Annotated in this window: 21 protein-coding genes and 1 tRNA gene; 16 read left to right on the top strand and 6 right to left on the bottom strand. The window is 38.0% G+C overall.

Features of this window, described 5'->3' with window-relative positions; all coding sequences use genetic code 11:
* Window positions 1-189 precede the first annotated feature (189 nt).
* From pepN to B9T28_RS03665, 6 genes are all read left to right on the top strand, one after another.
* Window positions 190-2,799 carry an aminopeptidase N gene (pepN, locus tag B9T28_RS03690; RefSeq protein WP_086202617.1) on the top strand — a complete coding sequence of 870 codons (2,610 nt, stop codon included), beginning with the start codon at window positions 190-192 and terminating at the stop codon, window positions 2,797-2,799.
* 148 nt (window positions 2,800-2,947) lie between these two features.
* Complete coding sequence (locus B9T28_RS03685) at window positions 2,948-3,391, top strand: I78 family peptidase inhibitor (protein ID WP_086202616.1); 444 nt, start codon at window positions 2,948-2,950, stop codon at window positions 3,389-3,391.
* A 174-nt stretch (window positions 3,392-3,565) separates the two neighbouring features.
* Window positions 3,566-3,642, top strand: a tRNA-Met gene (locus B9T28_RS03680).
* A gap of 418 nt (window positions 3,643-4,060) precedes the next feature.
* A complete protein-coding gene (locus B9T28_RS03675; RefSeq protein ID WP_086202615.1) occupies window positions 4,061-4,387 on the top strand; it encodes a hypothetical protein in 327 nt (108 codons plus the stop codon).
* A 112-nt stretch (window positions 4,388-4,499) separates the two neighbouring features.
* Window positions 4,500-4,844 carry an SMR family transporter gene (locus B9T28_RS03670; protein WP_086202614.1) on the top strand — a complete coding sequence of 115 codons (345 nt, stop codon included), beginning with the start codon at window positions 4,500-4,502 and terminating at the stop codon, window positions 4,842-4,844.
* A 12-nt stretch (window positions 4,845-4,856) separates the two neighbouring features.
* The gene (locus B9T28_RS03665) at window positions 4,857-5,417 is read left to right on the top strand and encodes a TetR/AcrR family transcriptional regulator (RefSeq protein ID WP_086202613.1); all 561 of its coding nucleotides are present in this window, start codon (window positions 4,857-4,859) and stop codon (window positions 5,415-5,417) included.
* A gap of 50 nt (window positions 5,418-5,467) precedes the next feature.
* Here the strand turns inward: B9T28_RS03665 and putA are convergent, their stop codons facing one another.
* Window positions 5,468-9,217 carry a trifunctional transcriptional regulator/proline dehydrogenase/L-glutamate gamma-semialdehyde dehydrogenase gene (gene putA, locus B9T28_RS03660; protein WP_086202612.1) on the bottom strand — a complete coding sequence of 1,250 codons (3,750 nt, stop codon included), beginning with the start codon at window positions 9,215-9,217 and terminating at the stop codon, window positions 5,468-5,470.
* 120 nt (window positions 9,218-9,337) lie between these two features.
* On the opposite strand from putA, the gene B9T28_RS03655 reads away from it, so the two are divergent.
* The gene (locus B9T28_RS03655; protein ID WP_086202611.1) at window positions 9,338-9,826 is read left to right on the top strand and encodes an Lrp/AsnC ligand binding domain-containing protein; all 489 of its coding nucleotides are present in this window, start codon (window positions 9,338-9,340) and stop codon (window positions 9,824-9,826) included.
* An 81-nt stretch (window positions 9,827-9,907) separates the two neighbouring features.
* Here B9T28_RS03655 and putP read toward each other — a convergent pair whose 3' ends face one another.
* Window positions 9,908-11,407: a sodium/proline symporter PutP gene (gene putP, locus B9T28_RS03650; protein WP_086202610.1), complete on the bottom strand. Its 1,500-nt coding sequence runs from the start codon at window positions 11,405-11,407 to the stop codon at window positions 9,908-9,910.
* Between the two features lie 455 nt (window positions 11,408-11,862).
* Here putP and aspA point away from each other — a divergent pair, with 455 nt between their 5' ends.
* Window positions 11,863-13,320 (top strand): aspartate ammonia-lyase, encoded by a 1,458-nt coding sequence (gene aspA, locus B9T28_RS03645; protein WP_086203030.1) that lies wholly within the window; start codon window positions 11,863-11,865, stop codon window positions 13,318-13,320.
* Window positions 13,321-13,556: 236 nt separating this feature from the next.
* On the opposite strand, the gene B9T28_RS03640 is transcribed toward aspA, so the two are convergent.
* The 3 genes from B9T28_RS03640 to B9T28_RS03630 all read right to left on the bottom strand — a co-directional run bounded on the left by B9T28_RS03640 (window position 13,557) and on the right by B9T28_RS03630 (window position 16,685).
* Window positions 13,557-14,855: an MFS transporter gene (locus B9T28_RS03640; protein ID WP_086202609.1), complete on the bottom strand. Its 1,299-nt coding sequence runs from the start codon at window positions 14,853-14,855 to the stop codon at window positions 13,557-13,559.
* A 357-nt stretch (window positions 14,856-15,212) separates the two neighbouring features.
* Window positions 15,213-16,124: an alpha/beta fold hydrolase gene (locus B9T28_RS03635; RefSeq protein ID WP_086202608.1), complete on the bottom strand. Its 912-nt coding sequence runs from the start codon at window positions 16,122-16,124 to the stop codon at window positions 15,213-15,215.
* A 15-nt stretch (window positions 16,125-16,139) separates the two neighbouring features.
* The gene (locus B9T28_RS03630) at window positions 16,140-16,685 is read right to left on the bottom strand and encodes a PadR family transcriptional regulator (protein ID WP_086202607.1); all 546 of its coding nucleotides are present in this window, start codon (window positions 16,683-16,685) and stop codon (window positions 16,140-16,142) included.
* Between the two features lie 152 nt (window positions 16,686-16,837).
* Here B9T28_RS03630 and B9T28_RS03625 point away from each other — a divergent pair, with 152 nt between their 5' ends.
* The 3 genes from B9T28_RS03625 to B9T28_RS03615 all read left to right on the top strand — a co-directional run bounded on the left by B9T28_RS03625 (window position 16,838) and on the right by B9T28_RS03615 (window position 20,613).
* On the top strand, window positions 16,838-18,862 hold the full coding sequence (locus B9T28_RS03625; RefSeq protein WP_086202606.1) for an NADPH-dependent 2,4-dienoyl-CoA reductase: 2,025 nt from the start codon (window positions 16,838-16,840) through the stop codon (window positions 18,860-18,862).
* Window positions 18,863-18,942: 80 nt separating this feature from the next.
* Window positions 18,943-19,350, top strand: a complete 408-nt coding sequence (locus B9T28_RS03620; protein WP_086202605.1) for a nuclear transport factor 2 family protein — start codon at window positions 18,943-18,945, stop codon at window positions 19,348-19,350.
* Between the two features lie 183 nt (window positions 19,351-19,533).
* Window positions 19,534-20,613, top strand: coding sequence for a YheT family hydrolase (locus B9T28_RS03615; protein ID WP_086202604.1), 1,080 nt, complete (start codon window positions 19,534-19,536; stop codon window positions 20,611-20,613).
* Window positions 20,614-20,664: 51 nt separating this feature from the next.
* Here the strand turns inward: B9T28_RS03615 and B9T28_RS03610 are convergent, their stop codons facing one another.
* Window positions 20,665-21,120 carry an internalin gene (locus tag B9T28_RS03610; protein ID WP_086202603.1) on the bottom strand — a complete coding sequence of 152 codons (456 nt, stop codon included), beginning with the start codon at window positions 21,118-21,120 and terminating at the stop codon, window positions 20,665-20,667.
* Window positions 21,121-21,348: 228 nt separating this feature from the next.
* Between B9T28_RS03610 and pyrG the strand changes: the two genes are divergently transcribed.
* From pyrG to ispD, 5 genes are read left to right on the top strand one after another with little or no spacing between them, the layout of a single operon-like run.
* Window positions 21,349-22,986, top strand: a complete 1,638-nt coding sequence (pyrG, locus tag B9T28_RS03605; RefSeq protein ID WP_086202602.1) for a CTP synthase — start codon at window positions 21,349-21,351, stop codon at window positions 22,984-22,986.
* Between the two features lie 29 nt (window positions 22,987-23,015).
* On the top strand, window positions 23,016-23,873 hold the full coding sequence (gene kdsA / locus B9T28_RS03600) for a 3-deoxy-8-phosphooctulonate synthase (RefSeq protein WP_086202601.1): 858 nt from the start codon (window positions 23,016-23,018) through the stop codon (window positions 23,871-23,873).
* Window positions 23,874-23,917: 44 nt separating this feature from the next.
* The gene (eno, locus tag B9T28_RS03595; RefSeq protein ID WP_086202600.1) at window positions 23,918-25,207 is read left to right on the top strand and encodes a phosphopyruvate hydratase; all 1,290 of its coding nucleotides are present in this window, start codon (window positions 23,918-23,920) and stop codon (window positions 25,205-25,207) included.
* 18 nt (window positions 25,208-25,225) lie between these two features.
* Complete coding sequence (gene ftsB / locus B9T28_RS03590; RefSeq protein WP_086202599.1) at window positions 25,226-25,618, top strand: cell division protein FtsB; 393 nt, start codon at window positions 25,226-25,228, stop codon at window positions 25,616-25,618.
* Complete coding sequence (gene ispD, locus B9T28_RS03585; RefSeq protein WP_086202598.1) at window positions 25,581-26,300, top strand: 2-C-methyl-D-erythritol 4-phosphate cytidylyltransferase; 720 nt, start codon at window positions 25,581-25,583, stop codon at window positions 26,298-26,300. The genes ftsB and ispD overlap by 38 nt, the downstream gene beginning before the upstream one ends.
* The last annotated feature ends 34 nt before the right edge of the window (window positions 26,301-26,334 follow it).

The raw sequence follows: 26,334 nt of genomic DNA, 5'->3' as shown, positions 1-26,334 counted from the left end.
CATTTTAAAATACTTGCTTAAATATACAGCGATCCCATTCAATAATTGGGAGATCAGATTGAAAAGCAACAGACTCAACCCATATACATAACAAGACAAGCGCACAGACAGCTGGTGAAACTTGACGTATGATCATTTATCTCACCAATAACAATGTCTCAGCTTCAGAGAATAGGATTAGGGCATTATATGAATATCGCGGCGACCCCAGTAGTAGAAGCAGATCAAACTGTATATTTAAAAGATTATCAAAAACCTTCGTTCCTTGTTGAATCAATCAACTTAGATATTCAAGTCTATGATGACCATACTAATGTGAATTCAACTTTGGTGATGAAGCGTCAAACCACGGGTGATTTGGTTTTATTGGGCCGTGATTTAGAGCTTAAATCAATTACTTTAAATGGTCAGCAGCTTTCAGAACATGAATATCAATTAGATAAAGAACAGCTGGTTATTCTGAATGCACCTGATGCAGCAATTCTAAATATTGACGTCGTGATTCATCCTGAAACCAATACCATGCTTGAAGGCTTGTACCAAGCAGCTAGTGATTTATTTGTGACGCAAAATGAGCCTGAAGGCTTCCGTAAAATCACTTTCTATCCTGACCGTCCTGATGTTTTATCAGTTTTTACCACACGTGTTGAAGCAGACAAAAAATTCCCTGTTTTATTGGCCAATGGTAATTTAATTGAAGCCGGCGAAGTTGGCGCAGACCGTCATTATACAATTTGGCAAGATCCAACCAAAAAACCAGCCTATTTATTTGCCTGTGTGATTGGTGATTTGGCAGTCCTAAAAGATCGCTATACGACTTCAGAGGGGCGTGACGTTGCGCTTGAAATTTATGCCGAAGAAAAAGACATCCCAAAATGTCACATTGCCATGGAAGCACTGAAACATTCTATGCGGTGGGATGAAGAACATTATGGTCGCCCATACGATTTAGACAACTATATGATTGTGGCAACCAGTGCATTTAATATGGGTGCAATGGAAAATAAAGGTTTAAATATTTTTAACACCTCATGTGTCCTTGCGGATGAAGAATTTACTACTGATGCTGCAATCATGCGGGTTCAATCAGTCATTGCACATGAATATTTCCATAACTGGACGGGTAACCGTATTACCTGTCGTGATTGGTTCCAATTATGTCTAAAGGAAGGCTTAACCGTTTTCCGTGATCAGTCATTCTCGGAAGATTTGCAATCTGCTGCGGTACAACGCATTGATGATGTTGCAGTACTCAAAGCCCATCAATTCCCAGAAGATTCAGGCCCATTGTCACATCCACCACGTCCAGATCATTTTGTGGAAATTAACAACTTTTATACTGCAACAGTGTATGAGAAAGGTGCGGAAATTAACCGCATGATGGCAATGTTACTCGGTAAAGAAAAATTCCGTTTAGGTACAGATGAATACTTTAAACGCCATGATGGCCAAGCCGTAACGGTTGAAGATTGGGTGGCAGCACTGACAGCAGGTTCAGGTGTAGATTTATCTGCTTTCTTAACTTGGTATAATCAACCAGGTACGCCAAAGCTTGAAGCAAAAGGTGAGTACGATGCTGTAGCTCAAACTTATCGTCTTAGCTTTAAACAAAGTCTAAAGGTACATGCTAAATATCCAAATTTAAAAGCAGTTCCTATTCCCGTTGCTTTGGCACTTTTTAATGCAGAAACTGGCGAGCAATATAACCTACAGTCTGTAGCACTGATTGAAAATGGTGTTAAAGATGGCATGTATTTGTTTGATCAAGATGAAGCAACGATAGAGTTTACTGGGGTAACAGCAAAACCAGTTGTATCGTTATTACGTAATTTTTCTGCACCTGTAAATTTAGACTTCAATTATTCAGATGAAGCACTGGCATTCTTACTTCAATATGAAACCAATGGTTTTAACCAATGGCAAGCGACTCAAACTTTGTTAGAGCGTATTTTGTTGGATGGTCATAACGCTGATATTTATATACAAGCGATTAAAAATACCATTCCTAATATCGTTGAAAAAGATCCACTGTTGGCATCACGTTTGTTTGATGTACCGTCAGAAGGATATTTAGGCAGCCGTATTGATATTGACTATAGTCCTGTGAAAATTCAAGAACAACGTAATGCTTTGCTAGATACTTTGGCACGCGAATTAGGTTCATTCTGTAAAGACACTTATTTAGCTTTAGATCCAGATCTACAAAAAGAATTTTCTCAAGCCATGGGCGTGCGTGCGCTGAAAAATATCATGCTGAGTATGATGGCTCGTCAAGGTGATAGTGAGGCTTTTGATTTAGCACATGTACAATATTCAAATACAGGTAATATGTCTGAGCGTTTAGGTGCTTTGCGTGTATTGGTTTGGAATGATGCACCACAAGCTGAAGCTGTATTACAAGATTTTTATCGCCGTTATAAAGATGAAGCTTTATCGCTAGATCAATGGTTTATGATTCAAGCTGCTCATCCGAATGCGACGGAAGAAACCATCCAATACTTAACTGCGCATGCAGATTATGATTTAGGTACGCCAAACCGAATTCGTTCAGTCAGTGGTGGTTTAAATGCTAATCCTGTAAATACATGGAGTTTTGGTGTGCAGCATTTTGTTGATTTAGCAAAATATTTAGATGAAAAAAATCCAATTATGGGGTCTCGTTTACTGCAAGCTTTAACACGTTGGTATACCTTAGCTGAGCCACAACGTGGTGAGGTGAAACAAGCACTTGAAGCATTGCAACCGCAAGTGAAATCTAAAAATGTCGTGGAAACTCTGAATAGTATGTTAAGTATCTAATACTTATATATTTTATAGAGAAGTGTACCTTTTCTTCGCTAGGGTGCTTAGAGCTCATTGAAAGATGGGCTTTTTGTTTCAAAAATTAAACATTTAAAGATAATTTATTTGTTAGATTCAAATATTTAGTTATGTGGTATTTAAGTTGATGAAAAAAATTACTTATTTTAGTCTTGCTTTTGCAACGCTCACATTAACGGCTTGCGCGAATACAGCACATAAAACGGATTTAAAACCTAAAGTTGGAATGGCGAATCCTGCGAGTCAATATTGTATTGACCAGGGTGGAAAGATAGAGATCAAAACAGATGCCAGTGGTGGACAGGTTGGATATTGTCAGCTAAGTAATGGTCAAGTTGTGGAAGAGTGGGCTTTTTTCCGTGAAAGCCAAGCGAATTGTTTACCTGAAGAAGCTCAAAAGCTAGTGGGTCAAACTGGCTTGACCGATGCGCAAATCCAACAAAAAACCCAATCTAGCATGATTCGTACTGTTGCACCGGGTCAGCCAGTGACAATGGATTATCGTGCTAATCGAATTACCGTGACAATTGATTCTACTTCTAAGAAAATTACGAATGCGGCATGTGGCTAAAACTTGCATCGGATAAAGTATGTAGGAGGCGAGGGAATGCAATTTTAGTATATTGAAAAGAGAACTTATTTTTCATAGTAGCTATATTTTTTAATTTAATTTAAATATTTATGAAATTAAACTTGAAAATATTTGCTTTATTTAGTTCTGTAGCGTATAAAGTTACTTCGTTGATGCGGGATGGAGCAGTCTGGTAGCTCGTCGGGCTCATAACCCGAAGGTCGTTGGTTCAAATCCAGCTCCCGCTACCAACGAGAAAGATTCAGAGTTTATAACCCAATTTGTTCTATACAAATTGGGTTTTTTTATGTCTATCTCAAAGTTTCTATTAGTTTGATAAATTGTGACCAATATCTCTAAATTTATATTAAGTGATATTTATTTAGTAAAAAAGTAATATTATGCCAATGATTTTTGAATGTTCTAAGTGGAAAATAGTTGTTAGAGAGTGGCTGTAGTTTCTATCTCGATCAACTGATTTTCAGTTTATAACCTACATCTTCCCCAAGTTGTAGGTTTTTTTTACATAAATATTAGATGGTTTTTGTATTTAATATTTTTATTTTTAAAAATAATTAAGTGTTGTTGCGAATAATGAGTGTGAATAATATTTGATTAGGTAGTGGTGTGATCTATTGATGATGTGATCCATAATAATCAGGTGGCGTTATGAAAAAAATAATTTTACTCGGTTGCTTATTGATTTCTGGAATAACCATGGCATCAATAGACGAGACCAAAACTAATGAAATTGATGTGTGTGAAGACATTGCTGCTCTTGCAAAAGAAGTTATGCAGCAACGACAAGATAATGTGCCTTTGCAAACCCAAGAACAGATCGCATTAGAATTTGAGGGTGAGTCTAAAGATGTCTATGAACTGATTGTTGAACATGCTTATGATCAGCCTTTATTTAATACGGATCTTGGCAAACAACAGACGATAGAGCAGTTCCGTAAACATTATTTTGAGCTGTGTATGAGTGAAGATAATTAGAGAAAATATTTTATTTTTTATAGATTACATGAATTTTTCTCCCTAAAAATCAGATTTGATTTGAAAATCGTATTAAGATACCATCTGGTTGGTATTTTAATTAAAGATCAATATGAATTCTCTATTTTTTGCATATGTGATGTTGGGACTCGCGATTATTTCTGAGGTGACGGGTTCTACTTTTTTGGTTAAATCCGAAGGCTTTACCAAATTATGGCCATCATTGGCCGTTATTGTGTTGTTTAGTATCGCATTTTACTTACTTTCCCAAGTGATTAAGGTCATTCCTTTAGGGATTGCTTATGCGATTTGGGCAGGCGTTGGAATTATTTTAACAGCGATCATTGGTTTCTTTGTATTTAAGCAAAGTCTAGATGCCGCAGCAATCATTGGAATTGGATTGATTGTTGCTGGCGTTGTCGTGATTAACTTATTTTCTCATGCTACAGGACACTAAAGCATAATGAGTATGGAAAATGCCTACCAACGAAAGAAAGAACCCGAGTTAGTCCGGCAACGGATTTTAGATAGTGCAATGCAATTGGCCGCAGAAAAGGGAGTGACTGGGGTCTCAATTCAAGCTGTAGCAACAATGGCAGGTATTACTAAAGGTGGGGTATTTCATCATTTTGCGAATAAGCACATACTTATAGAAGCAATGCTAAACCTGATTCTGAGTCAGTTGGATCAAGAAGTTGAGTCGGTGATTGCAAGTGATCCAGTGAAATATGGATGTTTTACCCGTGCATATATTGAATTGACACTGACCAGTGAAGCTTTCGGAGTGCATTCATTATGGGGGGCACTTTCTATGATTATGGTGACTGAAAAATCATTCAGTGATTTATGGAATCGTTGGTTGGAAATGCGTTTAAGTCTACATGCTACAACCGATGGTGATATTCATTTAAAAATATTGCGCTATGCAGCTGATGGTGCATGGTTTATTGAACGTCTAGATCCCAAAAAGCAAGCAAACTTTATTGAAATGAAAGAAGAGTTAATCCAACGTTCATATCCAGAAAGATAAAATATATTGAAAGATCCAAGCCATAGGGTATGACTTGGATCATATTAACTTTAATTTTCCAGCGTCATTAAGCTGGCATTACCACCTGCAGCTGCTGTATTAATACTGAGAGCACGTTCAATCAATAATCGCTCGAGTGGAATCTGTTGAGCATCTGCATTCATATGTGTAATCGCAACAATCGCACCTTGCCGATTGGCAATTTGCATTTGTACTTGCAGTAAATACTCGCGATTGCCTTGATATAACACCGCATCAAATTCACCTGTTTCAATATTTTGAATCATATGAATACTTTTGCGTAATGCTTCAGGCATGGACTGCATGTTTTTCAACATAAATGAATTATTTTGCAGAATGACCACTTGGCTGCCTACAGCGTAAATCGCTGCCAGTTGCTGTAATTGAACGAGCTCACTTTCTGCAATAATCAAAGTACGCTTTCTTGGTAAAATCGTATATTGATTACTTTCACCTGTTGGGCCAGGTAATTCATAGATACCAACTGGTGAGTTTAATTCTTGCAATGAGTGTTGAGGAAATTGCTGTTTTACCCATACTTGGAATTGTTGATACAGCGGTTGTTGTATCTCCTGACTCAGCATTTTTTGCGTACCAAATGGGCGTTGTAATGCAGTAATCTGTGATTGCATGAGTTTGGACATGTACATTGGTCCACCGGCTTTAGGCCCAGTTCCAGAGAGACCTTCGCCACCAAAAGGTTGTACCCCAACAACAGCGCCAACAATACTCTGATTAATATATAAATTACCGACTTCTGCTTTGGCGATGGTCGTTTGAATGGTTTCATCAATTCGAGTATGTAGGCCCATGGTTAAGCCATAACCTTTCTGATTGATTTGTTCAAGTAATTGTTCAATTTCACCATATTTGTAGGTAATGATGTGTAATACAGGACCAAAAACCTCACGTTTTAAATCATCAAGATGTGGTAATTCAATTAACGTCGGTGGAATAAATGTACCATGTTTCAATTCATCTGCATTTAAGTTGTACATCAATTGATGCACAGGATAGCCTTTCGTTCGCATGGTTTGAATATGCTTTTCAATATTGAATTGTGCATCTGCATCAATCACTGGCCCCACATCAGTATTTAAATAAATCGGTTGACCGACTTTCAGTTGTTGCATCGCACCTTTTAGCATGGTGATTAAAGTTTTTGCATTATCTTCTTGTACACACAGAATTCGTAGGGCAGAACAGCGTTGTCCCGCACTATCAAATGCTGAGTTTACGGCATCTTGTACTACTTGTTCAGTCAGCGCAGAAGAATCCACAATCATCGCATTTTGGCCACCTGTTTCTGCAATCAGTGGAATAGGTTGACCGGTCTGACTTAAGCGTTTTGCGAGCGTTCGCTGTAAAATTTTCGCAACTTCAGTAGAACCTGTGAACATAATTGCTTGAATGCGATCATCTTGACTGAGTTGAGCCCCGACTGTTTCACCACGACCGGGTAAGAGTTGTACAGCAGAATGGGGAATACCGGCTTCCCACAGTATTTTAATCGCTTCAGCTGCAATCAGTGGTGTTTGTTCCGCTGGTTTAGCAATGACACAGTTTCCTGCTGCTAAGGCTGCTGCAATTTGACCTGCAAAGATCGCGAGTGGAAAATTCCAAGGACTAATACAGAGTACCGTACCTAAAGGCTTAATTTTTGTATTGTCGATCGTTTTGACTTGTTCAGCATAATAACGGAGGAAATCGACTGCTTCACGAACTTCAGCAATTCCATTGGAATAGGTTTTACCCGCTTCCCTACAGAGCAAGACCATTAATGCTTGCATGCGAGATTCCATCAGATCAGCTGCTTTTAATAGCATGTCAGCACGATCACTTTGATGAGTATTTTGCCAAGCTTGGAAGGCCTTGGTAGCCTGAGTTAAGGCAATTTCGACCTGCTGTGGCTGAGTTTCATAAACAATACCGACTGTATCTTTAGAGTTGGCTGGATTGAGAATAAGTTTTGGCGTGAGTTCATTGACATCGTATGTATCAAGATTACCTATGAGTGGTTGGCTTTTCCATGTGCTTTGTGAGAGTGCTACAACGACTTGATTTAATTGTTCTAATTCAGCGTCATTGGCTAAATCAATACCATGCGAATTGGCGCGGACGTTTTGTAACAGATCTTTGGGTAAAGGAATTGCAGTGTGTTTCTCACCGATTATTCCCGTTTTTTGAGCTGTTTGTTGAATTTCATGAATTGGATCTTCAATCAGTTCATCAATTTTTAAGTTTTTATCTGCAATTCTATTAACGAATGATGTATTTGCGCCATTTTCTAATAAACGACGGACTAAATAAGCCAAGAGTGTTTCGTGATTTCCTACGGGTGCATAGATCCGGCAGGGAACACCTAGCTTTTTATCTGCGATATTTCCAACGACTTGTTCATACAATGGTTCGCCCATGCCATGTAAACATTGGAACTCATATTGACCGATATAATATTGATCAGGCTTGGCTAGGTTGTAAATGGTTGCAACGGTCTGAGCATTGTGCGTCGCAAATTGCGGATAGATAAAATCTGGTGCAGCTAATAATTTTTTTGCACAGGCAATATAGGATAAGTCCGTATGTACTTTTCGAGTAAAGACTGGATAATCTGTCATGCCATCAATTTGTGCTTTTTTAATCTCACTGTCCCAATACGCACCTTTGACCAAACGAATCATTAGGCGTTTTTGGCTGCGCTTTGCCAGATCAATAATATAGTCGACCACATAGAAGCAACGCTTTTGGTAGGCTTGAATAACGAAACCAATCCCTTTCCAGTCAGCCAGTTCTGGTTCAAAGCAAAGACGTTCTAATAATTCTAATGAAATTTCTAAACGATCTGACTCTTCAGCATCAATATTGAGACCAATATTATAATTTTTAGCTAAAACCGCCAGTTCCAAAATTTTGCCATACAGTTCATCGTGTACGCGTGCAATTTGTGTACGTTGGTAACGTGGGTGTAATGCTGAAAGTTTAATGGAAATACCTGGGCCGTTATAAACATCCTTATCTGTAGAGGCTTGACCAATGGCATGTATAGCTTGAGTGTAATCTTCAAAATAGCGATCAGCATCCTGTTCAGTTAAAGCTGCTTCACCAAGCATATCGTAAGAATAACGAAAGCCTTTTTCTTCTAATGATTTCGCATGGCCTAAGGCCTCAGCAATCGTTTCACCAGTGACAAATTGTTCACCCATCATGCGCATTGCAGTATCAACTGCCTTACGAATAATACCTTTACCACTACGTGCTAACAGTGAAGTCAGAATGCTAGATAAGCTTTTTTGTTTTGGGGTTTCCATAAGTTTGCCAGTGAGCATGAGACCCCAAGCTGCAGCATTGACAAACATGAGGTTACTTTGCCCTAAATGGTCTTTCCAGTTGCCTTGATTGATTTTGTCACGAATGAGTAAGTCACGCGTTGCACTGTCTGGAATACGTAATAAGGCTTCTGCTAAGCACATCAGTGCAATGCCTTCTTGAGAAGAAAGCGAAAACTCTTGTAGTAACCCCTGAACAATACCAGCTTTACCCGTAGAACTTTTACGTTCACGTAAACTATGTGCCAAATTAAAGGCTAAATCATAAATTTTTTGATTCAGTTCTTGATCAATTTGCGTATGTTCAATTAGGTTTTCTACACATTCGGGCTCGGCACGGCGCCATGCAGTATTAATGGCAACCTCATGATCAGTTTTTTCTTTAAATTCGGTAATATAGTCAAAACTTGGGAGATCAGGATTAATAGTGGGAGCAGTATCTGTCATATTCATGTCAACGTCCTGTGACGGGTAAATATATTTGTTGAGGCTAGAGCCTTATTTAATTTATCATTACAGAAATAAAGCCGAATAACTCACTATATTTGGATCATTTTTTAGAGAAAAATTCGCATGCCGACTCAAATTTCAACCCTTGATCGTATCGATATAAAGATTTTGGATATTCTGCAAAAAGACGGGAAAATTTCGAATGTAAAGTTAGCGGAAGAAGTGAATTTATCCGCAACAGCGGCTTTAGCACGTGTGCAAAAGTTGAGTAATGATGGTTATATTTTAGGTTATGAAGCAAAACTTAACCCAGAGCTATTGAATTCAAATTTTGTTGTATTTGTAGAAATATTGTTAGATAAAACCACCCCCAATGTTTTGGATTCATTTTCTGATGCAGTGGTGCAATATCCTGAGATTATGGCCTGTCATATGATTAGTGGAGGATTTGATTTTTTAGTGAAAATACGTTGCGCTAACATGGAAGAGTTTCGTCGTATTTCAGGTCAAATTTTATGGCAATTGCCAGGGGTAAAAGAAACGCGTAGTTATCCAGTTATGGAGGTGATCAAAGACAGTGGTCGCTTAAATTTACCGACACGAATAAAGTGATGATTGATTTTAATTAGATTGAAATTATAAAAATAAGGCATGAATAAAGGGGCACGCAGCCCCTTTATTCAATGATTAAAATTACAAGTTTTTCATTTCATGATCATAGATTTGTTCTGATTTTTCAAACCGCTCAACCACTTCTTGGCTAGGAGTTTTATCCAATAAACTCACCACCACGATACTGATGAAAGATAAGATGAAACCGGGAACAATCTCATAAAGACCTACTGCGGCCATAGTGTTTTTCCAGATAATCACGGTTAAAGCACCGACGATCATTCCGACCAAAGCACCATTTAATGTCATACGTTTCCAGAACAGTGACAAAATGATTAATGGACCAAATGCAGCACCAAAACCCGCCCATGCATAAGCCACTAGGCCTAAAACTTTACTGTTTGGATTCATTGCAATAAAGATTGCCAGTACTGCAATCGCCAGTACCATCATGCGTCCAACCCAAACCAATTCAGTTTGTGAGGCATTTTTACGAATAAATACTTTGTATAAATCTTCTGTCAGTGTGCTAGAGCAAACTAAAAGTTGGCAGCTTAAGGTACTCATGACTGCTGCTAGAATTGCCGCGAGTACAACACCTGCAATCCAAGGATTAAACAGAAGTTTAGTAAGTTCCATAAAGACAGTTTCGGGATTTTTAGTAACATTTACAGCTAATTCTGGATGAGTTTGGAAGTAAGCGATTCCAATGTAACCAACCGCAACAGCACCACCTAGACATAAAATCATCCAAGTCATACCAATACGACGTGCGTTAGGAATAGAACGTACCGAATCTGCTGCCATAAAACGGATTAAGATATGTGGTTGTCCAAAATAGCCTAAGCCCCATGCCATCGATGAAATAATAGCGATAACACTAACACCAGTAAACATATTGGAAGCATGTGGACGTGCAGTGTCAATTAGTTGTATCACAGACTGAGTATCACCCAAACTAAGATAAGTCATGATGGGTGCAAGGAGAAGTGCAAAAATCATGAGGCCAGCTTGGAACGTATCCGTCCAACTGATCGCGAGGAATCCACCGATACAGACATAACTAATCGTGGCGATGGCACTGACCCAAAGTGCGGTGGTATAGGATAATCCAAAAATACTTTCGAATAGACGTGCACCTGCAACCATACCTGAAGCACAATAAATTGCGAAAAAGGTTAAAATGATCAAAGCAGAAATAATACGTAATACTTTTTTCTTATCACCAAAACGCCCAGTGAAATAATCAGGCAAGGTGAGGGCATTATTTTGAATTTCAGTATGTACGCGCAGACGTCCTGCAACTAAATACCAGTTTAACCATGCACCAATAATCAAACCAATGGCAATCCAAGACTCAGATAAGCCAGTAAGGAAAATAGCCCCTGGAAGTCCCATGAGTAGCCAGCCACTCATGTCTGATGCTCCAGCCGATAATGCAGTGACAAAACTACCTAAACTGCGTCCACCGAGAATATAATCTGAAAAGTCAGTGGTCTTTTTATATGCATATAGACCAATGCATACCATCACAATAATATAAAATATAAATGTAATGACTGTGGGGTTGAGGTTGTCCATAGAAAATCCTTTTGTCCATTGGGATAAATTCGCCCAAGCATTATTTTTATGTGTGGTGAATTAACGGACAGATTCAAACATAAAAGCTAAAAAAGAAGCTGTAATTGTTATAAGGTGATTAATCACAACTTCTGTGTCATTTTGTACAAATAGTTACAATCGAAGAATTATATAGGAAATTCAGCTTTAGATAAATTTATAAATGAGGCTATAGCGTTTATTCAATTTAAGTGATGATTAACATATTTTTTAATTTAATATGAAGACCACAATAGATGGAAAAATTAAAAGAAGCAGTAATTTATGCTATTTACATGGTTTTACAATGAATATAATTTATTCAAATATGCATAAGAATGCACTACAAAAGTGCTATGATTCTTAACTTATACTACAAATATAAAGTATAGTATGTGCTATCGCACGAAAACAGTGCATCTTTGCGAGTAATGGCAGTGGAAACGGTTCAATCTGAGCAAACTAGAATAGAGAAAGATTTATTGGGTGCACGTGAAGTGCCTGCAAATAGCTATTATGGTATTCATACACTTAGAGCATTAGATAATTTTAAAATATCAACGCATACTGTCGGTGAGCAAGTCAACTTTATTAAAGCATTGGCTCAGGTTAAAAAAGCATCCGCGCAAGCTAATTTTAATTTTGGTAAATTAGATGAGACAGCAAGTAAAGCTATTCAAGCTGCTTGTGATCAATTAATTCAGCATCCAGAGAAATGGAGCTATTCATTCCCATCTGATGTTTTTCAGGGTGGTGCTGGTACTTCAATTAATATGAATAGTAATGAAGTGATTGCGAATATTGCACTCGAATCATTAGGTTATGAAAAGGGCCGTTACGATATTATTCATCCAAATGATCATGTGAATAAATCACAATCAACCAATGATGTTTATCCAACAGCGCTTCGTTTGGCTTCCTATTATTCTTTTGATGCTTTGTTCGTGCAAATGAATAATTTAATTGTTTCACTTAAATTGAAAGCAAGTGAATTTCAACATGTCTTGAAAATGGGACGTACGCAACTACAAGATGCAGTGCCGATGACGCTTGGGCAAGAATTCCATGCTTTTGCAACATTATTAAATGAAGATCTACGACTTATTAAAAAAACGCGTGAGTTATTATTAGAAATTAACTTAGGTGCCACAGCAATTGGTACTGGTGTAAATACACCGCATGGTTATGCTGTAAAAGTAAATGAATATTTAAATGAAATTACAGGTCTGCAATTACGTGGTGCAGAAGATTACGTTGAAGCTACAAGTGATTGTGGTGTGTTTATTATTTTATCAAGCACATTAAAACGTTTAGCTGTAAAACTTTCAAAAATTTGTAATGACTTACGTTTATTAAGTTCAGGACCAAGAACTGGTTTATGGGAAATTCGCTTACCTGAAATGCAGGCAGGCTCATCAATCATGCCAGCTAAAGTTAATCCAGTAATTCCAGAAGTTGTTAACCAAGTTGCATTTAAAGTAATTGGTAACGATTTGACGATTACATTTGCAGCAGAAGCTGGGCAGTTACAGTTAAATGTAATGGAACCTGTTATTGCTGTTTCTTTAAATGAATCACTTGATTTGCTCGTTAATGCAATTAAAACACTCAATGAGAAATGTATTCAGGGTATCGAAGCCAATGAAAAAACATGTTTCGATGCAGTGATGCGTAGTGTTGGAATCATTACTTTATTGGATCCAATTTTGGGTCATTCAAAGTGTGACGAAATTGGTAAACAATGTATTGCTGAAAATAAAACGATTCAAGAAGTTGTATTAGAGCAAGGTTTATTAACGCGTGAGCAATTAGATAAAATTTTCTCTTTTGAAAATATGATTTCTGAGATTGCTGGGCAAAACTACGATGAAGTTCATATCGCTAAAGCTGGCTAAGATGCTTTCTCGGTTAAAGTTGAAATCTCTGATATTTTAATTGAGCAAATAAAAAAACGGCTAACATTTTAGCCGTTTTTTTATTCTGAGGTAATGTAAAGTCCACTGAATTTTATATTGATCTTTATCATTCTAAGAATGATGGTTTTATTGTTTTTAAATAATTATCAAACTAGGAGTTTTTGATTCTTAAACTCAAAATGAAGGGTACAGAAAACCTCTTCATTAGCTTTAAATTAGTGATCATGGTGCAAATATTTGGGTTGTTTCGGTAATTGCATACTACAGAAGAAACAGATAACTAGCATGATAATGACATAAATAAAGAAGGTGTTTTCATGCCCCATACTTTTAAATTGTAACGCTACCGCTGGGGCAGAACCACCGAAAATAGCATTACCGACCGCATAGGCAAAACCTACACCCAAGGCTCGAATATGTGGTGGGAACATTTCAGCTTTGACTAATCCACTAATAGATGTATAGAAACTGAGTAGCATCATTAAAAAGATGAGTAATAAGGTCACGATGACTGCTGAATAACTAAAATAATGCATTGCAATAACCATGACTGGATAAACAAAGATTGCACTACTTGCGCTGAACCACATCATTGAGGCACGACGCCCAATTCTGTCAGATAACATACCAAAAAGAGGTTGAGCACACATGAAAACAAAGAGTGCTATAGTCATCATATAACCTGAAACTCGATCTCCAAAACCTAAATTGGTGATATATGTTTTTGCATATACTGTGAGCATATAAAAGGTTAAAGAGCCTGCTGAGGTATAGCCGACAACGAGTAAAAAGGTTTTCCAGTGATTTTTAAATAATGCTTTTAAACTACCAGATTCCTCATTTTTACTATCATCGGCAGACAGAGTTTCTTTTAAATGACGACGTACATAAAATGAAAGGATTGCAACTACACCACCAATAACAAATGGGATACGCCAACCACCATTCATAAGTTGTTCTTTTGACATAAGTGCAAGCATGAGGACGCCCAAAGCACTTGCTAGTAATTGTCCACCAGCCAAAGTTACATATTGGAAGGATGAATAAAAACCACGTTGTCCTTTAAGTGCAACTTCGCTCATATAGGTCGCGACGGTTCCATACTCACCGCCTACAGATAGACCCTGTAACAGACGCACTGCTAAAAGTAAAAATGGTGCCAGCATTCCCGCTTGTTCATAGGTGGGAAGTGCTGCAAATAAGAAGGAGCTAAAAGCCATTAATGCAATGGAAATAATCATGGATCTTTTTCGACCATACTTATCACCAACCCAGCCAAAGAGCCAACTCCCAATAGGACGCATGAAAAAACTGGCAGCAAATACACCCCAGACATAAATGGCTTTGGCAGACTCACTCATATCTGGTGCTGTTAATGCATGTTGAAAATAAATGGCAAAGGAGGCGTAAATATAGAAATCAAACCATTCAACTAAATTCCCCGATGCTGCGCCAACGATAGCCATGACACGATTACGTTTTTCATGTGGCTGATAGGTATGGGTTTCATTCATGAGAAGTCCTTGTCTTTTGTGTTTATTAAAATAGAAAGAAGAACATTGACTTATGAGTGTAGAGCGGCTTGTTATAAAGTGTGTTGAAAAGCACAATAAATAAACAATTTAAGGGGTGAATTATGCTTAAAAAGCAACGGATTGGATCTTGAGTTGAAGAGGGAAATATGAGAAATTTTTAGGATATTTAACTATAAAATATTCTAATTAAAAACTACGGCTAAGCTACGGATAAATTGGAAAGTTGTTATGCATGTTAAAAAGACTGATGTGGTCAAAATTTTTGAAAGGACGATATTAAAAAAATCGTCCTAAAGTTTTTAAAAATAAACTTATTTAAATATTAGTTATTTAAGTCTAGATGATTTGTTTAAGGAAGTGATGAATTTCACGTCCAAACTTCACAGGTTCAGTAATTAGTGGGGTATGGCCCGAACGTTTAAATAGAATACTGCTGGCATTTTTCAAGCTTTCAGCAATAATTTTTTGACCATTGGCTGGATATAAACTTGATTTTTCACCGATAAAAAATGTAGTGGGGCAGTTTAATGTCGCAATTGCTGCACGATAATCTTCATTATGATTTAAATAGTTATCAATATACCAAGTCATATAATCCATTCTTTGGATTGGTAACAGGTGCTTCTGTAGTTGAGGCAGTTTAAGGGCTAAGTTGATTAGCAGCGGGGTAATTTTATTACTTTTTTGAATTTTAATAAAATTTGACCATATTTCAATTAATTGATTTTGAAGTTCATTGGGAAGATATTCAATGCGGTTAAAATGCTTATGCTGATGTAAAAAAATGGATAGATCATTTAATAGTTGCTTAAATTGATGATGTTTTCTGCCAAACAAACCAAATTGCCATGATTCATCACTCGGGATTTTGGGTGTTTGGTCGATATGTAAATAGGCTTTTAATTGGTTTTTTAGGTTTCCATATTGCATCCCATGCATAGCAGTCGTAGCGCCCATGGAATAACCAATGAGAATAAAGTCATTTAATTGAAGTTGTTGAATGAGTGAGTCGATATCATGCCAATGATTTTGAATAGCATTTAAATCTTGAGGGATTTTGCAGTTTTTAGAACCGCCAAAACCACGCCAATCTGGAATAATAAATTTATATTTCTTGGTATTGGGGAGTAAAAAAGGAATCCATTGCCAACTTTGCATACCTAAGCCAGAGAGCACTAATACAGATTCACCTTGTCCAATTTCACGGACAAATAATTGTTCACCATCTGGCATTGTATAAAAAGGCATGATTTTTTCCTATTTTTATGCTTGTTGTGCAAATAATTTGAGTTGTGGAATTACGGTTTTAAACCATGCAATCCACCCTATTTCCATATCGATACCTAATTGTAAAATCATTTTATGGATATATAGCGTTCTATCATTTTTATCGGCATGTTCAAAATCTTTTGCAAAAATTTGTTGATAGACTTCTAGTTTTTGTTGATGTAGTTCTAAATGGCGCTCCAGTTCAGGTAAAACCGTATTTCCACCAAATTGCGCTTCGGCACGTAAGCGAACCATCAGTTCTTCACGAAGTTGTGCTGGAGGACTTTGTTTTAACATCCAGTCGGCAAGTTCAGTTCTTCCAAGTTGTTCAACGCAATAAGTTTTCTTTCGGCTGGTATCATTTTTATTTTCTAAGGTTGAAATCCATCCTTGTTTGAGCATGCCATTTAGTTCGCGATAAATTTGTTGATGTGTCGCATTCCAAAAGAAGCCCATAGAGCGATCAAAGCGACGCGCTAATTCAAAACCCGTGCTTGGCTTTTCAATTAGACTGGTCAGTAATACATGGGCTAAGGACATTGAATAATCTTTCTGAGTAAAAAGTGGATGTAAAGTCATTATGCAACATGTTGCATAAAAATCAAATCTCGCTTATAAAGTAATTCAGTATTTATGCAACAAGTTGCATAAAGTATAAAAATAGCCAGCGCACTGCAAGCCAAGGAGTATACATGTCTCATTATCCACATTTACTAGCACCTTTAGATTTAGGCTTTACCACTTTAAAAAATCGTGTCTTGATGGGGTCGATGCACGTTGGGCTCGAAGAGGTTCAGGGTGGCTTTGAGCGTATGGCTGCATTTTATGCAGAACGTGCAGCGGGTGGTGTGGGGCTAATTGTGACAGGTGGTATTTCACCAAATGATCATGGGGTGACCTTTGCGGGTGGTTCGAAGTTAGATACGTTAGAAGAAGCTGAAAAGCATAAAGTGATTACCCAAGCCGTTCATGATGCGGGTGGTAAAATTGCGTTACAGATTTTGCATACGGGACGTTATTCTTATCAAATGGAAAATGTTGCCCCCTCTGCAATTCAAGCACCAATTAATCCGACTAAACCACATGCATTAACATCGGCTGAAGTACAGCAGACAATTGCAGATTTTGTGAATTGTGCGAAATTGTCACAAATTGCTGGGTATGACGGCGTGGAAATTATGGGGTCAGAAGGTTATCTGATCAATGAGTTTATTGCGGCACGGACTAATCATCGTGATGATGAATGGGGTGGTAGCTATGAAAACCGTATTCGTTTACCAATTGAAATTGTAAAACGTACGCGTGCAGAAGTTGGTGAGAATTTCATTATCATCTATCGTCTTTCAATGTTGGACTTGGTTGATGGTGGTTCAACTTTAGAAGAAGTAGTTCATTTAGCACAAGAAATTGAAAAAGCTGGGGCTACAATTATTAACACGGGTATTGGTTGGCATGAAGCCCGTATTCCAACTATTGCGACAAAAGTACCGCGTGCAGCTTTTACTTGGGTGACTAAAAAATTAAAAGGTACAGTCAAAGTGCCATTGGTGACTTCAAACCGTATTAATACTCCTGAAATGGCAGAACATGTTTTAGCATCAGGTGATGCTGATATGGTTTCAATGGCTCGTCCAATGTTGGCGGATGCAGAATTCGTCTTGAAGGCTGAGCAAGGACGTAGCGATGAGATTAATACCTGTATTGGTTGTAATCAGGCGTGTTTAGATCAAATTTTTAGTATGCAAATTGCCTCGTGTTTGGTGAATCCACGGGCTTGTTATGAAACAGAGCTTATTTTTAAAGAAGCAACGCTTGCCAAAAATATTGCATTGATTGGTGCGGGGCCTGCCGGTTTAAGTTTTGCAACTTACGCAGCAGAACGTGGACATCAAATTACAATTTATGAAGCTGCGAATCAAATTGGTGGTCAGTTTAATATTGCAAAAGGTGTACCAGGAAAAGAAGAGTTCTCTGAAACATTACGTTATTTCAAGCGTCAAATTGAATTACAGCCGAATATCAAATTGGTATTGAATCATCCGGCAAGCTATGAAGAATTGAGTGATGCTAATTTTGATGAAATTGTGGTTGCAACGGGGGTAACACCACGTCAGTTGGATATAGAAGGTATTGATCATCCAAAAGTATTGTCTTATATCGAGGTTTTGCGTGAACGTAAACCTGTTGGTAAAAGAGTTGCCATTATTGGAGCCGGGGGTATTGGTTTTGATACGGCTGAATTTTTGTCACATGAAGGTGAAAGCGGTAGCCTAAATCCAGAAAAATTCTATGATGAATGGGGTATTGATACATCTTATGAGCATGTAGGTGGTTTAAAACAGCCGAAAGTTGAGCAATCTCCACGAGAAATTTATTTATTACAACGTAAAAATTCATCAGTAGGTGGTGGATTGGGGAAAACCACGGGTTGGATTCACCGTACGGGTTTGAAACATCGTCATGTCAATATGATTGCGGGTGCTAGCTATGACAAAATTGATGATCAAGGTTTGCATATTACTGTTGCAGATAAAACTATGATTCTCGATGTGGATAATGTTGTTATTTGCGCAGGCCAAGAGTCATATACCGCTATGTTTGATCAATTACAAGCAGATGGAAAGAATGTCCATTTAATTGGTGGTGCAAAAGAAGCAGGCGAGTTGGATGCGAAACGTGCCATTCGTCAAGGTGCTGAACTAGCAGCAAAAATATAAATTTGAAGAACATGAGTAGCTAGATACTCAATTTAGCTACTTACTCTTATAAGTATGAAAAATTAAAATAAGGAAATATCATGAGCTATCCACAAACGAAAGTTGCGATTCAGCATTGGCATGAAATGTTAAAAACTCAAGACATGAGTATTTTGAATGAACTTTTGGCAGATGAAGTCGTGTTTCGTTCTCCAGTTGCATTTAAACCTTATACTGGAAAACAAGTCGTATTTTTTATTCTGAGCAACGTCATTCAAGTCTTTGAAAATTTTACTTATCACCGTGAATTTTATACAGAAGATCAGCAAAGTGCAGTACTTGAATTTTCAGCCAATGTGGGTGATAAGCAATTAAAGGGCATTGACATGATTCGCTTTAACGAACAAGGTAAAATTGTTGAGTTTGAAGTGATGATTCGTTCACTGAGTGGTTTACAGGCACTAGGAGAGCAAATGGGGCAACGAATGGCTGCATTTATGCCGAAATGATTTTAAGCCTATAGTTTTTTAAATATGCTTAAAATAAGTGTAGAGTCAAAGGTAAATTTTTTTGCTTTTGAAGTTTGACTGGTGTGAGTAAATTTGAATCTTTGAAATATATTTCAAAGATTCAAAAGTTTATAAATAATCAAAAAATCTTATGTCCATGAGTATAAGTTTTGAGCGTGTAAAATGTCCATTATTCATAAAGTACATCAATTGGTGCAATCTGCTCTAGATCGCGTAACAGGTGCAGAAAACCCGAAACTTTATTTTGATCAGCAAGGACAGCTGAAAGATGTGATTGATAAGCTACCACAGCTTAAACAAAAATATCGGCCGACACCATGGTTAAGTAATAGTCATATTCATTTGCTTTATTTTGATGTGATTAAGAAAAAAACGATTCAATTGGCCTATGACCAGATTGAACAATTAAACATGCAGGATGGTGGTATTACGGCAATCGCATGGTATGGCTATAATTTACCTAAAGATACGCCGACAATACTGATTATGCATACAATTACGGGAACACCTGAAAGTATGCGTGAGTTGGTTAAAGACTTACATGAACATACAGGTTGGCGTATTGCACTATGTTTACGCCGTGGTCATGCTGGTTTGCCTATGCCTGTGCCGAAAATATCTTTGTTTGGTTCTACAGATGATTTAAGAGAGCAGATTACTTACATTCAAAATCAATTTCCTGACTCTACTTTATATGCAGTGGGGTCATCGGCGGGAACTGGACTTTTGGTGAGATATTTAGGTGAAGAGGGTGAGCAGGCTCCTTTTAAAGCCTCATTTGCGATGAGCCCAGGATATAATACAGAGATTGGTTTTAATAATGTACATCCTTTTTATACCAAGATCATGACTCAAAAACTGTTTAAAGCATTTATTCAGCCTTATGAGAGCACATGGCAGGGTGTTGGTTCAGTCAAGAATGTTTTGACGACTAAAACATTGCAACAGTTTCAGTGTGAATATTTTGAAATGGCAGGATTTCAGGATTATGCCAGTTATAATCAAAAAACGAATCCAGTTTATGTCTTTGAAAATATAACAATTCCACTGATGATTTTAAATGCTGAAGATGATCCGGTATGTTCAATCAAAAATTTAGAACCCTATAAGCCTTTAATTCAACAGATGCAAAATATTGTGGTTGTGACGACCAAGCGAGGTAGTCATTGTGGATTCTATGAGGGGATGCAGAGCAAATCGTGGGCTTCACGATTAATAGCAGATTTTCTAAAGCAATATTAAGATATATAAAAACCAGTCATTTGACTGGTTTTTATATTGAAAATCTAAAAATTAGTTTTTCAAGGCAGGTGTTGCAGCAGCAATGGCAGCAGCAACGGCATCATCTTCAGATTGTGCAGTAGTTGGTTTTGGTTTAGGCGTAGCGGCTTGTTGAGTTTCAGTTTTTACTGATTCTGCTTTAGCAGGTTTAGTCTCAGCAGGTTTTTGCTCTTCTACGTGACTTGGTTCGATTTGTGCCGAAACATCAGTAGTTTGCGCTTCGCGACGAATCGTTGCTGATGTATTGTTACTTTCTTGATGTTCAACTTCAACATGAGATGATTCAGATACAGTCGCTGGAATACTTGAAGTTGCAGTGCTTTCTAAGCTTTCAAATTGAGCAGGTTGTGGCTGCGCTGTTGAAGCAGCTTGTTCCTGTTGTTCTTCCTTCGGCGCTTCTTTTTTTACACATGCGGTCACCAATAAAGCTGTAGCAATTGCGCCACAAATTAAAAGTTTCTTGTTCATAATTGCTCAAAATAAAACATAACAAAGAGGTAGCTTTAGTATAACAGTAAATTCATAGATAAAAATCATCTCAACATAAGCTAAATTTCTATTGGAAATGCTGATAGAATAGCCAATTGTTTATTGTTCTATGAATTGATGCGGATTGACTTTGCTTTCTAGGTACAGAGTAAAGTAAAATTGCACAACATTGCAGGCCTATTTAGGCTCGATTGTACGAGAAACCCAATGACCCATTTTATTTTCGTTACTGGTGGTGTAGTTTCATCACTAGGTAAAGGTATTTCAGCTGCTTCAGTAGCTGCGCTTTTAGAAGCCCGTGGATTAAAAGTTACCATGGTAAAAATGGATCCATACATTAATGTAGATCCAGGAACAATGAGTCCGTTCCAACATGGTGAGGTTTTTGTCACAGAGGATGGTGCTGAAACTGATTTGGATTTGGGTTATTACGAACGTTTCTTACGTCGTGCGAAAATGACCAAATTGAATAACTTTACCTCAGGTCGAGTTTACCAAGATGTTTTAAATAATGAACGTCGTGGTGATTATCTTGGTGGTACAGTACAAGTTATTCCACATATTACGGATAATATTAAAGAACGTGTTCTTCGCGCAGGCGAAGGCTATGACGTTGCCATCGTTGAAATTGGTGGAACAGTTGGTGATATTGAATCTCTCCCATTCATGGAAGCTGTACGTCAACTCATGGTTGAGCTTGGACATAAACGTACCATGCTTATGCACTTAACTCTTTTACCTTATATTAAATCTGCCGCAGAGCTTAAAACTAAGCCAACTCAGCATTCTGTAAAAGAATTATTATCGATTGGTATTCAGCCAGACATCTTGATTTGCCGTACAGAATATGATGTTGATGCAGATACTCGACGTAAAATCGCGTTATTTACTAACGTAGAGGCGCGTGCGGTTGTCGTTTGTAAAGATGCGCGTTCGATTTACCAAATTCCACGCACGTTCTATGAACAAAATGTTGATGATTTAATTTGTGAACGTTTTGGTTATGATCTTCCTGAAGCTGATTTAACAGATTGGGATAACGTTGTAGAAGCATTACTGAATCCTGAATACACAGTACGTGTAGCAATGGTAGGTAAATATGTGGAACTTCCAGATGCATATAAATCTGTAAATGAAGCATTATTGCATGCTGGTATTCAAAACCGCGTTAAAGTTCAAATTGACTATGTCAATGCGGAAGAACTGGAAAGCCAAGATGTCGCTGGAGTATTAAAAGATGCTGATGCAATCCTTGTGCCTGGTGGTTTCGGCGAACGTGGTACTGAAGGCAAAATGAAAGCAATTCAATTTGCCCGTGAAAATGGTGTTCCATTCCTTGGAATCTGTTTGGGTATGCAGCTTGCTGTCATTGAATATGCACGTCATGTTGCAGGTATGCCTGAAGCGAGTTCTACAGAATTTAATCGTTCAACTAAATATCCATTGATTGGTTTAATTACTGAGTGGTTAGATGAGCGTGGCGAAGTTCAACAACGTAGTCTTGAATCTGACCTTGGTGGTACCATGCGTTTAGGTGCACAAAAATCAGAATTGGTTGAAGGTACTAAAACACGTGAAGTCTATGCAAAAGCTGAGATTACAGAACGTCATCGTCACCGTTATGAAATGAATGATCGTTTCATTCCTGCGATTGAAGCAGCGGGTATGAAAATTTCTGGTTATTCTGCGGTACAACATCTTGTAGAAACTGTAGAAATCCCTAATCATCCTTGGTTTATTGCTGTACAATTCCACCCAGAATTTACCAGCTCTCCACGTGATGGACACCCATTGTTTGCGGGATTCATTGATGCGGCGAAAACTCAGCATCAAAAAGACAAATAAGGTTTGAGCAAATAAACTAGGAAGTTTAAATGTCACAATTAAAACCACAGGAAATTGTACGTTTAGGCGATGTACAAATGGCAAATCATTTGCCATTTGTACTATTCGGCGGCATGAACGTACTCGAGTCTAAAGACCTTGCTTTTGAAATCGCAGAAACTTATGTGGATATCTGTAAGCGACTAGATATTCCTTATGTATTTAAAGCCAGTTTTGATAAAGCTAATCGTTCAAGCTTGCATTCATTTCGCGGCCCAGGTTTAGAAAAAGGTCTTGAGTGGCTGGCAGAGATTAAAAAACATTTTAATGTGCCAATCATTACTGATGTACATGAGCCGTACCAAGCTGCGCCAGTTGCTGAAGTTGCTGATATCATTCAGCTTCCTGCTTTTTTAAGTCGTCAGACTGACCTTGTTGAAGCGATGGCAAAAACGGATGCCATCATTAACATCAAAAAAGCACAATTTCTAGCACCGCATGAAATGCGTCATATTTTGAATAAGTGCTTAGAAGCAGGTAACGACAAACTCATTCTTTGTGAACGTGGTTCAGCCTTTGGTTACAACAATCTTGTTGTTGATATGCTTGGCTTTGACAGCATGAAAGAAATGAATGTACCTGTGTTTTTTGATGTGACCCATGCGTTACAAACCCCGGGTGGTCGTGCTGATTCTGCGGGTGGTCGTCGTGCGCAAATCACAACACTTGCACGTGCGGGTATGGCGACAGGTTTGGCTGGCTTGTTTTTGGAAGCACATCCAGATCCTGAAAAAGCTAAGTGCGATGGCCCATGTGCTTTACGTATGTCACAGCTTGAGCCTTTCTTGGCGCAATTAAAAGAATTGGATACCTTGGTTAAAGGTTTCAAAAAGTTAGATACTCATTGATGCTCTAAGGGCATCTAGTTATTCAATCAACTGAGGAATTGTTCATGAGTCAAATCGTTGACATTCGTGCACGTGAAATTTTAGACTCTCGTGGTAATCCAACCATCGAAGCAGACGTAATCTTAGAATCTGGCGTAGTTGGCCGTGCATGTGCACCATCTGGTGCTTCAACTGGTTCTCGTGAAGCTTTAGAACTTCGTGACGGTGATAAATCACGTTACTTAGGTAAAGGTGTTAAAACTGCGGTTAACAATGTAAACACCTTAATTCGTGATGCTTTAGTGGGTAAGTCTGTCTTTGAGCAAAAAGACATCGATAATACAATGATTGCACTTGATGGTACTGAAAATAAAGAAAAACTAGGTGCAAATGCAACTTTAGCTGTTTCTTTGGCTGCTGCACGTGCTGCTGCTGATGAAAAGAAAATTCCTTTGTTTCAATATATCGCAGACTTACGTGGTCAAACAATTTTGACTATGCCTGTACCAATGATGAACATCATCAATGGTGGTTCACATGCAGATAATAACGTTGATATTCAAGAGTTCATGATTGAGCCGGTAGGCTTTACTTCATTCTCTGAAGCGTTACGTGCGGGTGCTGAAATCTTCCATTCTTTAAAATCAGTTTTAAACAAAAAAGGTTTAAACACTGCTGTAGGTGATGAAGGTGGTTTTGCACCGAACTTACGTTCGAATGAAGAAGCGATCACTGTTATTCTTGAAGCGATTGGTCAAACAGGTTACAAAGCTGGTTCTGACATTATGCTTGCGCTTGACTGTGCATCTTCAGAATTCTACAAAAATGGTCAATACATCCTTGCAGGTGAAGGCAACAAAGCATTCACAAGCAACCAGTTCTCTGACTATTTAGCGGGTCTTGTAAATCAATATCCAATTATCTCAATTGAAGATGGTTTAGATGAGTCTGATTGGGAAGGTTGGTCTTACTTGACATCTATCCTAGGTGATAAAATCCAGTTGGTTGGTGATGACTTATTTGTAACCAATCCTAAAATTTTACAACGTGGTATTAATGAGAAAGTAGGTAACTCTATCTTAATCAAATACAACCAAATTGGTACGTTGACTGAAACTCTAGATGCGATCTATCTTGCGAAAGCAAATGGTTATTCGACTGTGATTTCACACCGTTCAGGCGAAACTGAAGATTCTACGATTGCAGATCTTGCTGTGGGTACTGCGGCGGGTCAAATTAAGACGGGTTCATTGTGTCGTTCTGATCGTGTTGCAAAATATAACCAATTACTTCGTATTGAAGAGTTGACTCATGCAGCATATCGCGGTAAAGCTGAATTCAAAGGTTTAAACTAATCGTTGAATGATCAATAAATGTTAGAAGTATTTAAAACAACTTCAAGTAAAGTGATATTGGTGCTGACCATACTTATTGTCGTGGTACTTCAATATCGCTTTTGGTATGGTGAGGGCGGCTACGTCCCTCACCAAGCTTTAATTCAACAAATTCAGCAACAAACTGAAGTGAATAATGAATTAAAAGAACGTAATCGAATATTGGCTGCTGAAGTGTATGATCTGAAAAATGGAGCAGAAGCCATTGAAGAGCATGCGCGCTTAGACCTCGGTCTGATCAAGCCCCATGAAACATTTGTGCAAATGAGTACCATTAGTACCCATTACAAACAAATTTATGTTGATCCTAATGCAAATGTAGATTTAAGAACCAATGAGCTTAACACAGCCCCTGCACCTGAACACCCGTAAGCTATGGGCAATTATTCCTGCAGCTGGTTCAGGTAGTCGTTTTTCTAAAACTGAATTAAAACAATATCAAATAATTCAAGATAAAACGGTGCTTGAGCATACCATTCAGCGCTTAAATGTTTTGCCATTGGCGGGTTATGTATTGGCGATTGGTAAACAAGATGATGTTGCGGAAACCCTGAATTTTAAAAATAAGGATAAAGCACATTTTTGCTTTGGGGGTGAGGAGAGGGTTGATTCTGTTCTCAATGCTTTGAAGTATTTGTCGAATATTGCCAGTGCTGATGATTATGTTTTTGTGCATGATGCTGCACGTCCATGTGTAACGGCGCAAAGTTTGGAAATTTTGGTTCAGGCGGCTATTTTAGAAAACTGTAGTGCGATATTGGCTATCCCTGTTCGGGATACTTTAAAGTTTGCGAAAAAAGACTTTATTATTGAGCGAACTGTGAGTCGTGAACAATTGTGGCAAGCGCAAACACCGCAAATCTCAACCTTGGTAACACTTCGGACTGCTATTGAGCAGGCTTTGGCGCATGATGTTGTTATTACAGATGAGGCAAGTGCACTGGAGTATGTGGGGGAAACTGTTAAGGTTGTACAAGGGCGTTCTGATAATATTAAAATTACCTACTCGGATGATTTGGAATTGGCTAAGTTAATTATCCGTTCACAAGGCTAAATTAAAATAAATGATAAAAGTTTGAATTTTTCAT

Origin of the sequence: Acinetobacter silvestris (assembly GCF_002135235.1) — a bacterium.
Classification (GTDB): Bacteria; Pseudomonadota; Gammaproteobacteria; order Pseudomonadales; family Moraxellaceae; genus Acinetobacter; species Acinetobacter silvestris.
This window is presented reverse-complemented; position numbering and strand designations above follow the sequence as displayed.

Coding starts and splice junctions, on each gene's coding strand:
- pepN (WP_086202617.1), top strand. CDS start 190: ATGAATATCGCGGCGACCCCAGTAGTAGAAGCAGATCAAACTGTATAT.
- B9T28_RS03685 (WP_086202616.1), top strand. CDS start 2,948: ATGAAAAAAATTACTTATTTTAGTCTTGCTTTTGCAACGCTCACATTA.
- B9T28_RS03675 (WP_086202615.1), top strand. CDS start 4,061: ATGAAAAAAATAATTTTACTCGGTTGCTTATTGATTTCTGGAATAACC.
- B9T28_RS03670 (WP_086202614.1), top strand. CDS start 4,500: ATGAATTCTCTATTTTTTGCATATGTGATGTTGGGACTCGCGATTATT.
- B9T28_RS03665 (WP_086202613.1), top strand. CDS start 4,857: ATGGAAAATGCCTACCAACGAAAGAAAGAACCCGAGTTAGTCCGGCAA.
- putA (WP_086202612.1), bottom strand. CDS start 9,217: ATGAATATGACAGATACTGCTCCCACTATTAATCCTGATCTCCCAAGT.
- B9T28_RS03655 (WP_086202611.1), top strand. CDS start 9,338: ATGCCGACTCAAATTTCAACCCTTGATCGTATCGATATAAAGATTTTG.
- putP (WP_086202610.1), bottom strand. CDS start 11,407: ATGGACAACCTCAACCCCACAGTCATTACATTTATATTTTATATTATT.
- B9T28_RS03640 (WP_086202609.1), bottom strand. CDS start 14,855: ATGAATGAAACCCATACCTATCAGCCACATGAAAAACGTAATCGTGTC.
- B9T28_RS03635 (WP_086202608.1), bottom strand. CDS start 16,124: ATGCCTTTTTATACAATGCCAGATGGTGAACAATTATTTGTCCGTGAA.
- B9T28_RS03630 (WP_086202607.1), bottom strand. CDS start 16,685: ATGTCCTTAGCCCATGTATTACTGACCAGTCTAATTGAAAAGCCAAGC.
- B9T28_RS03625 (WP_086202606.1), top strand. CDS start 16,838: ATGTCTCATTATCCACATTTACTAGCACCTTTAGATTTAGGCTTTACC.
- B9T28_RS03620 (WP_086202605.1), top strand. CDS start 18,943: ATGAGCTATCCACAAACGAAAGTTGCGATTCAGCATTGGCATGAAATG.
- B9T28_RS03615 (WP_086202604.1), top strand. CDS start 19,534: ATGTCCATTATTCATAAAGTACATCAATTGGTGCAATCTGCTCTAGAT.
- B9T28_RS03610 (WP_086202603.1), bottom strand. CDS start 21,120: ATGAACAAGAAACTTTTAATTTGTGGCGCAATTGCTACAGCTTTATTG.
- pyrG (WP_086202602.1), top strand. CDS start 21,349: ATGACCCATTTTATTTTCGTTACTGGTGGTGTAGTTTCATCACTAGGT.
- kdsA (WP_086202601.1), top strand. CDS start 23,016: ATGTCACAATTAAAACCACAGGAAATTGTACGTTTAGGCGATGTACAA.
- eno (WP_086202600.1), top strand. CDS start 23,918: ATGAGTCAAATCGTTGACATTCGTGCACGTGAAATTTTAGACTCTCGT.
- ftsB (WP_086202599.1), top strand. CDS start 25,226: ATGTTAGAAGTATTTAAAACAACTTCAAGTAAAGTGATATTGGTGCTG.
- ispD (WP_086202598.1), top strand. CDS start 25,581: ATGAGCTTAACACAGCCCCTGCACCTGAACACCCGTAAGCTATGGGCA.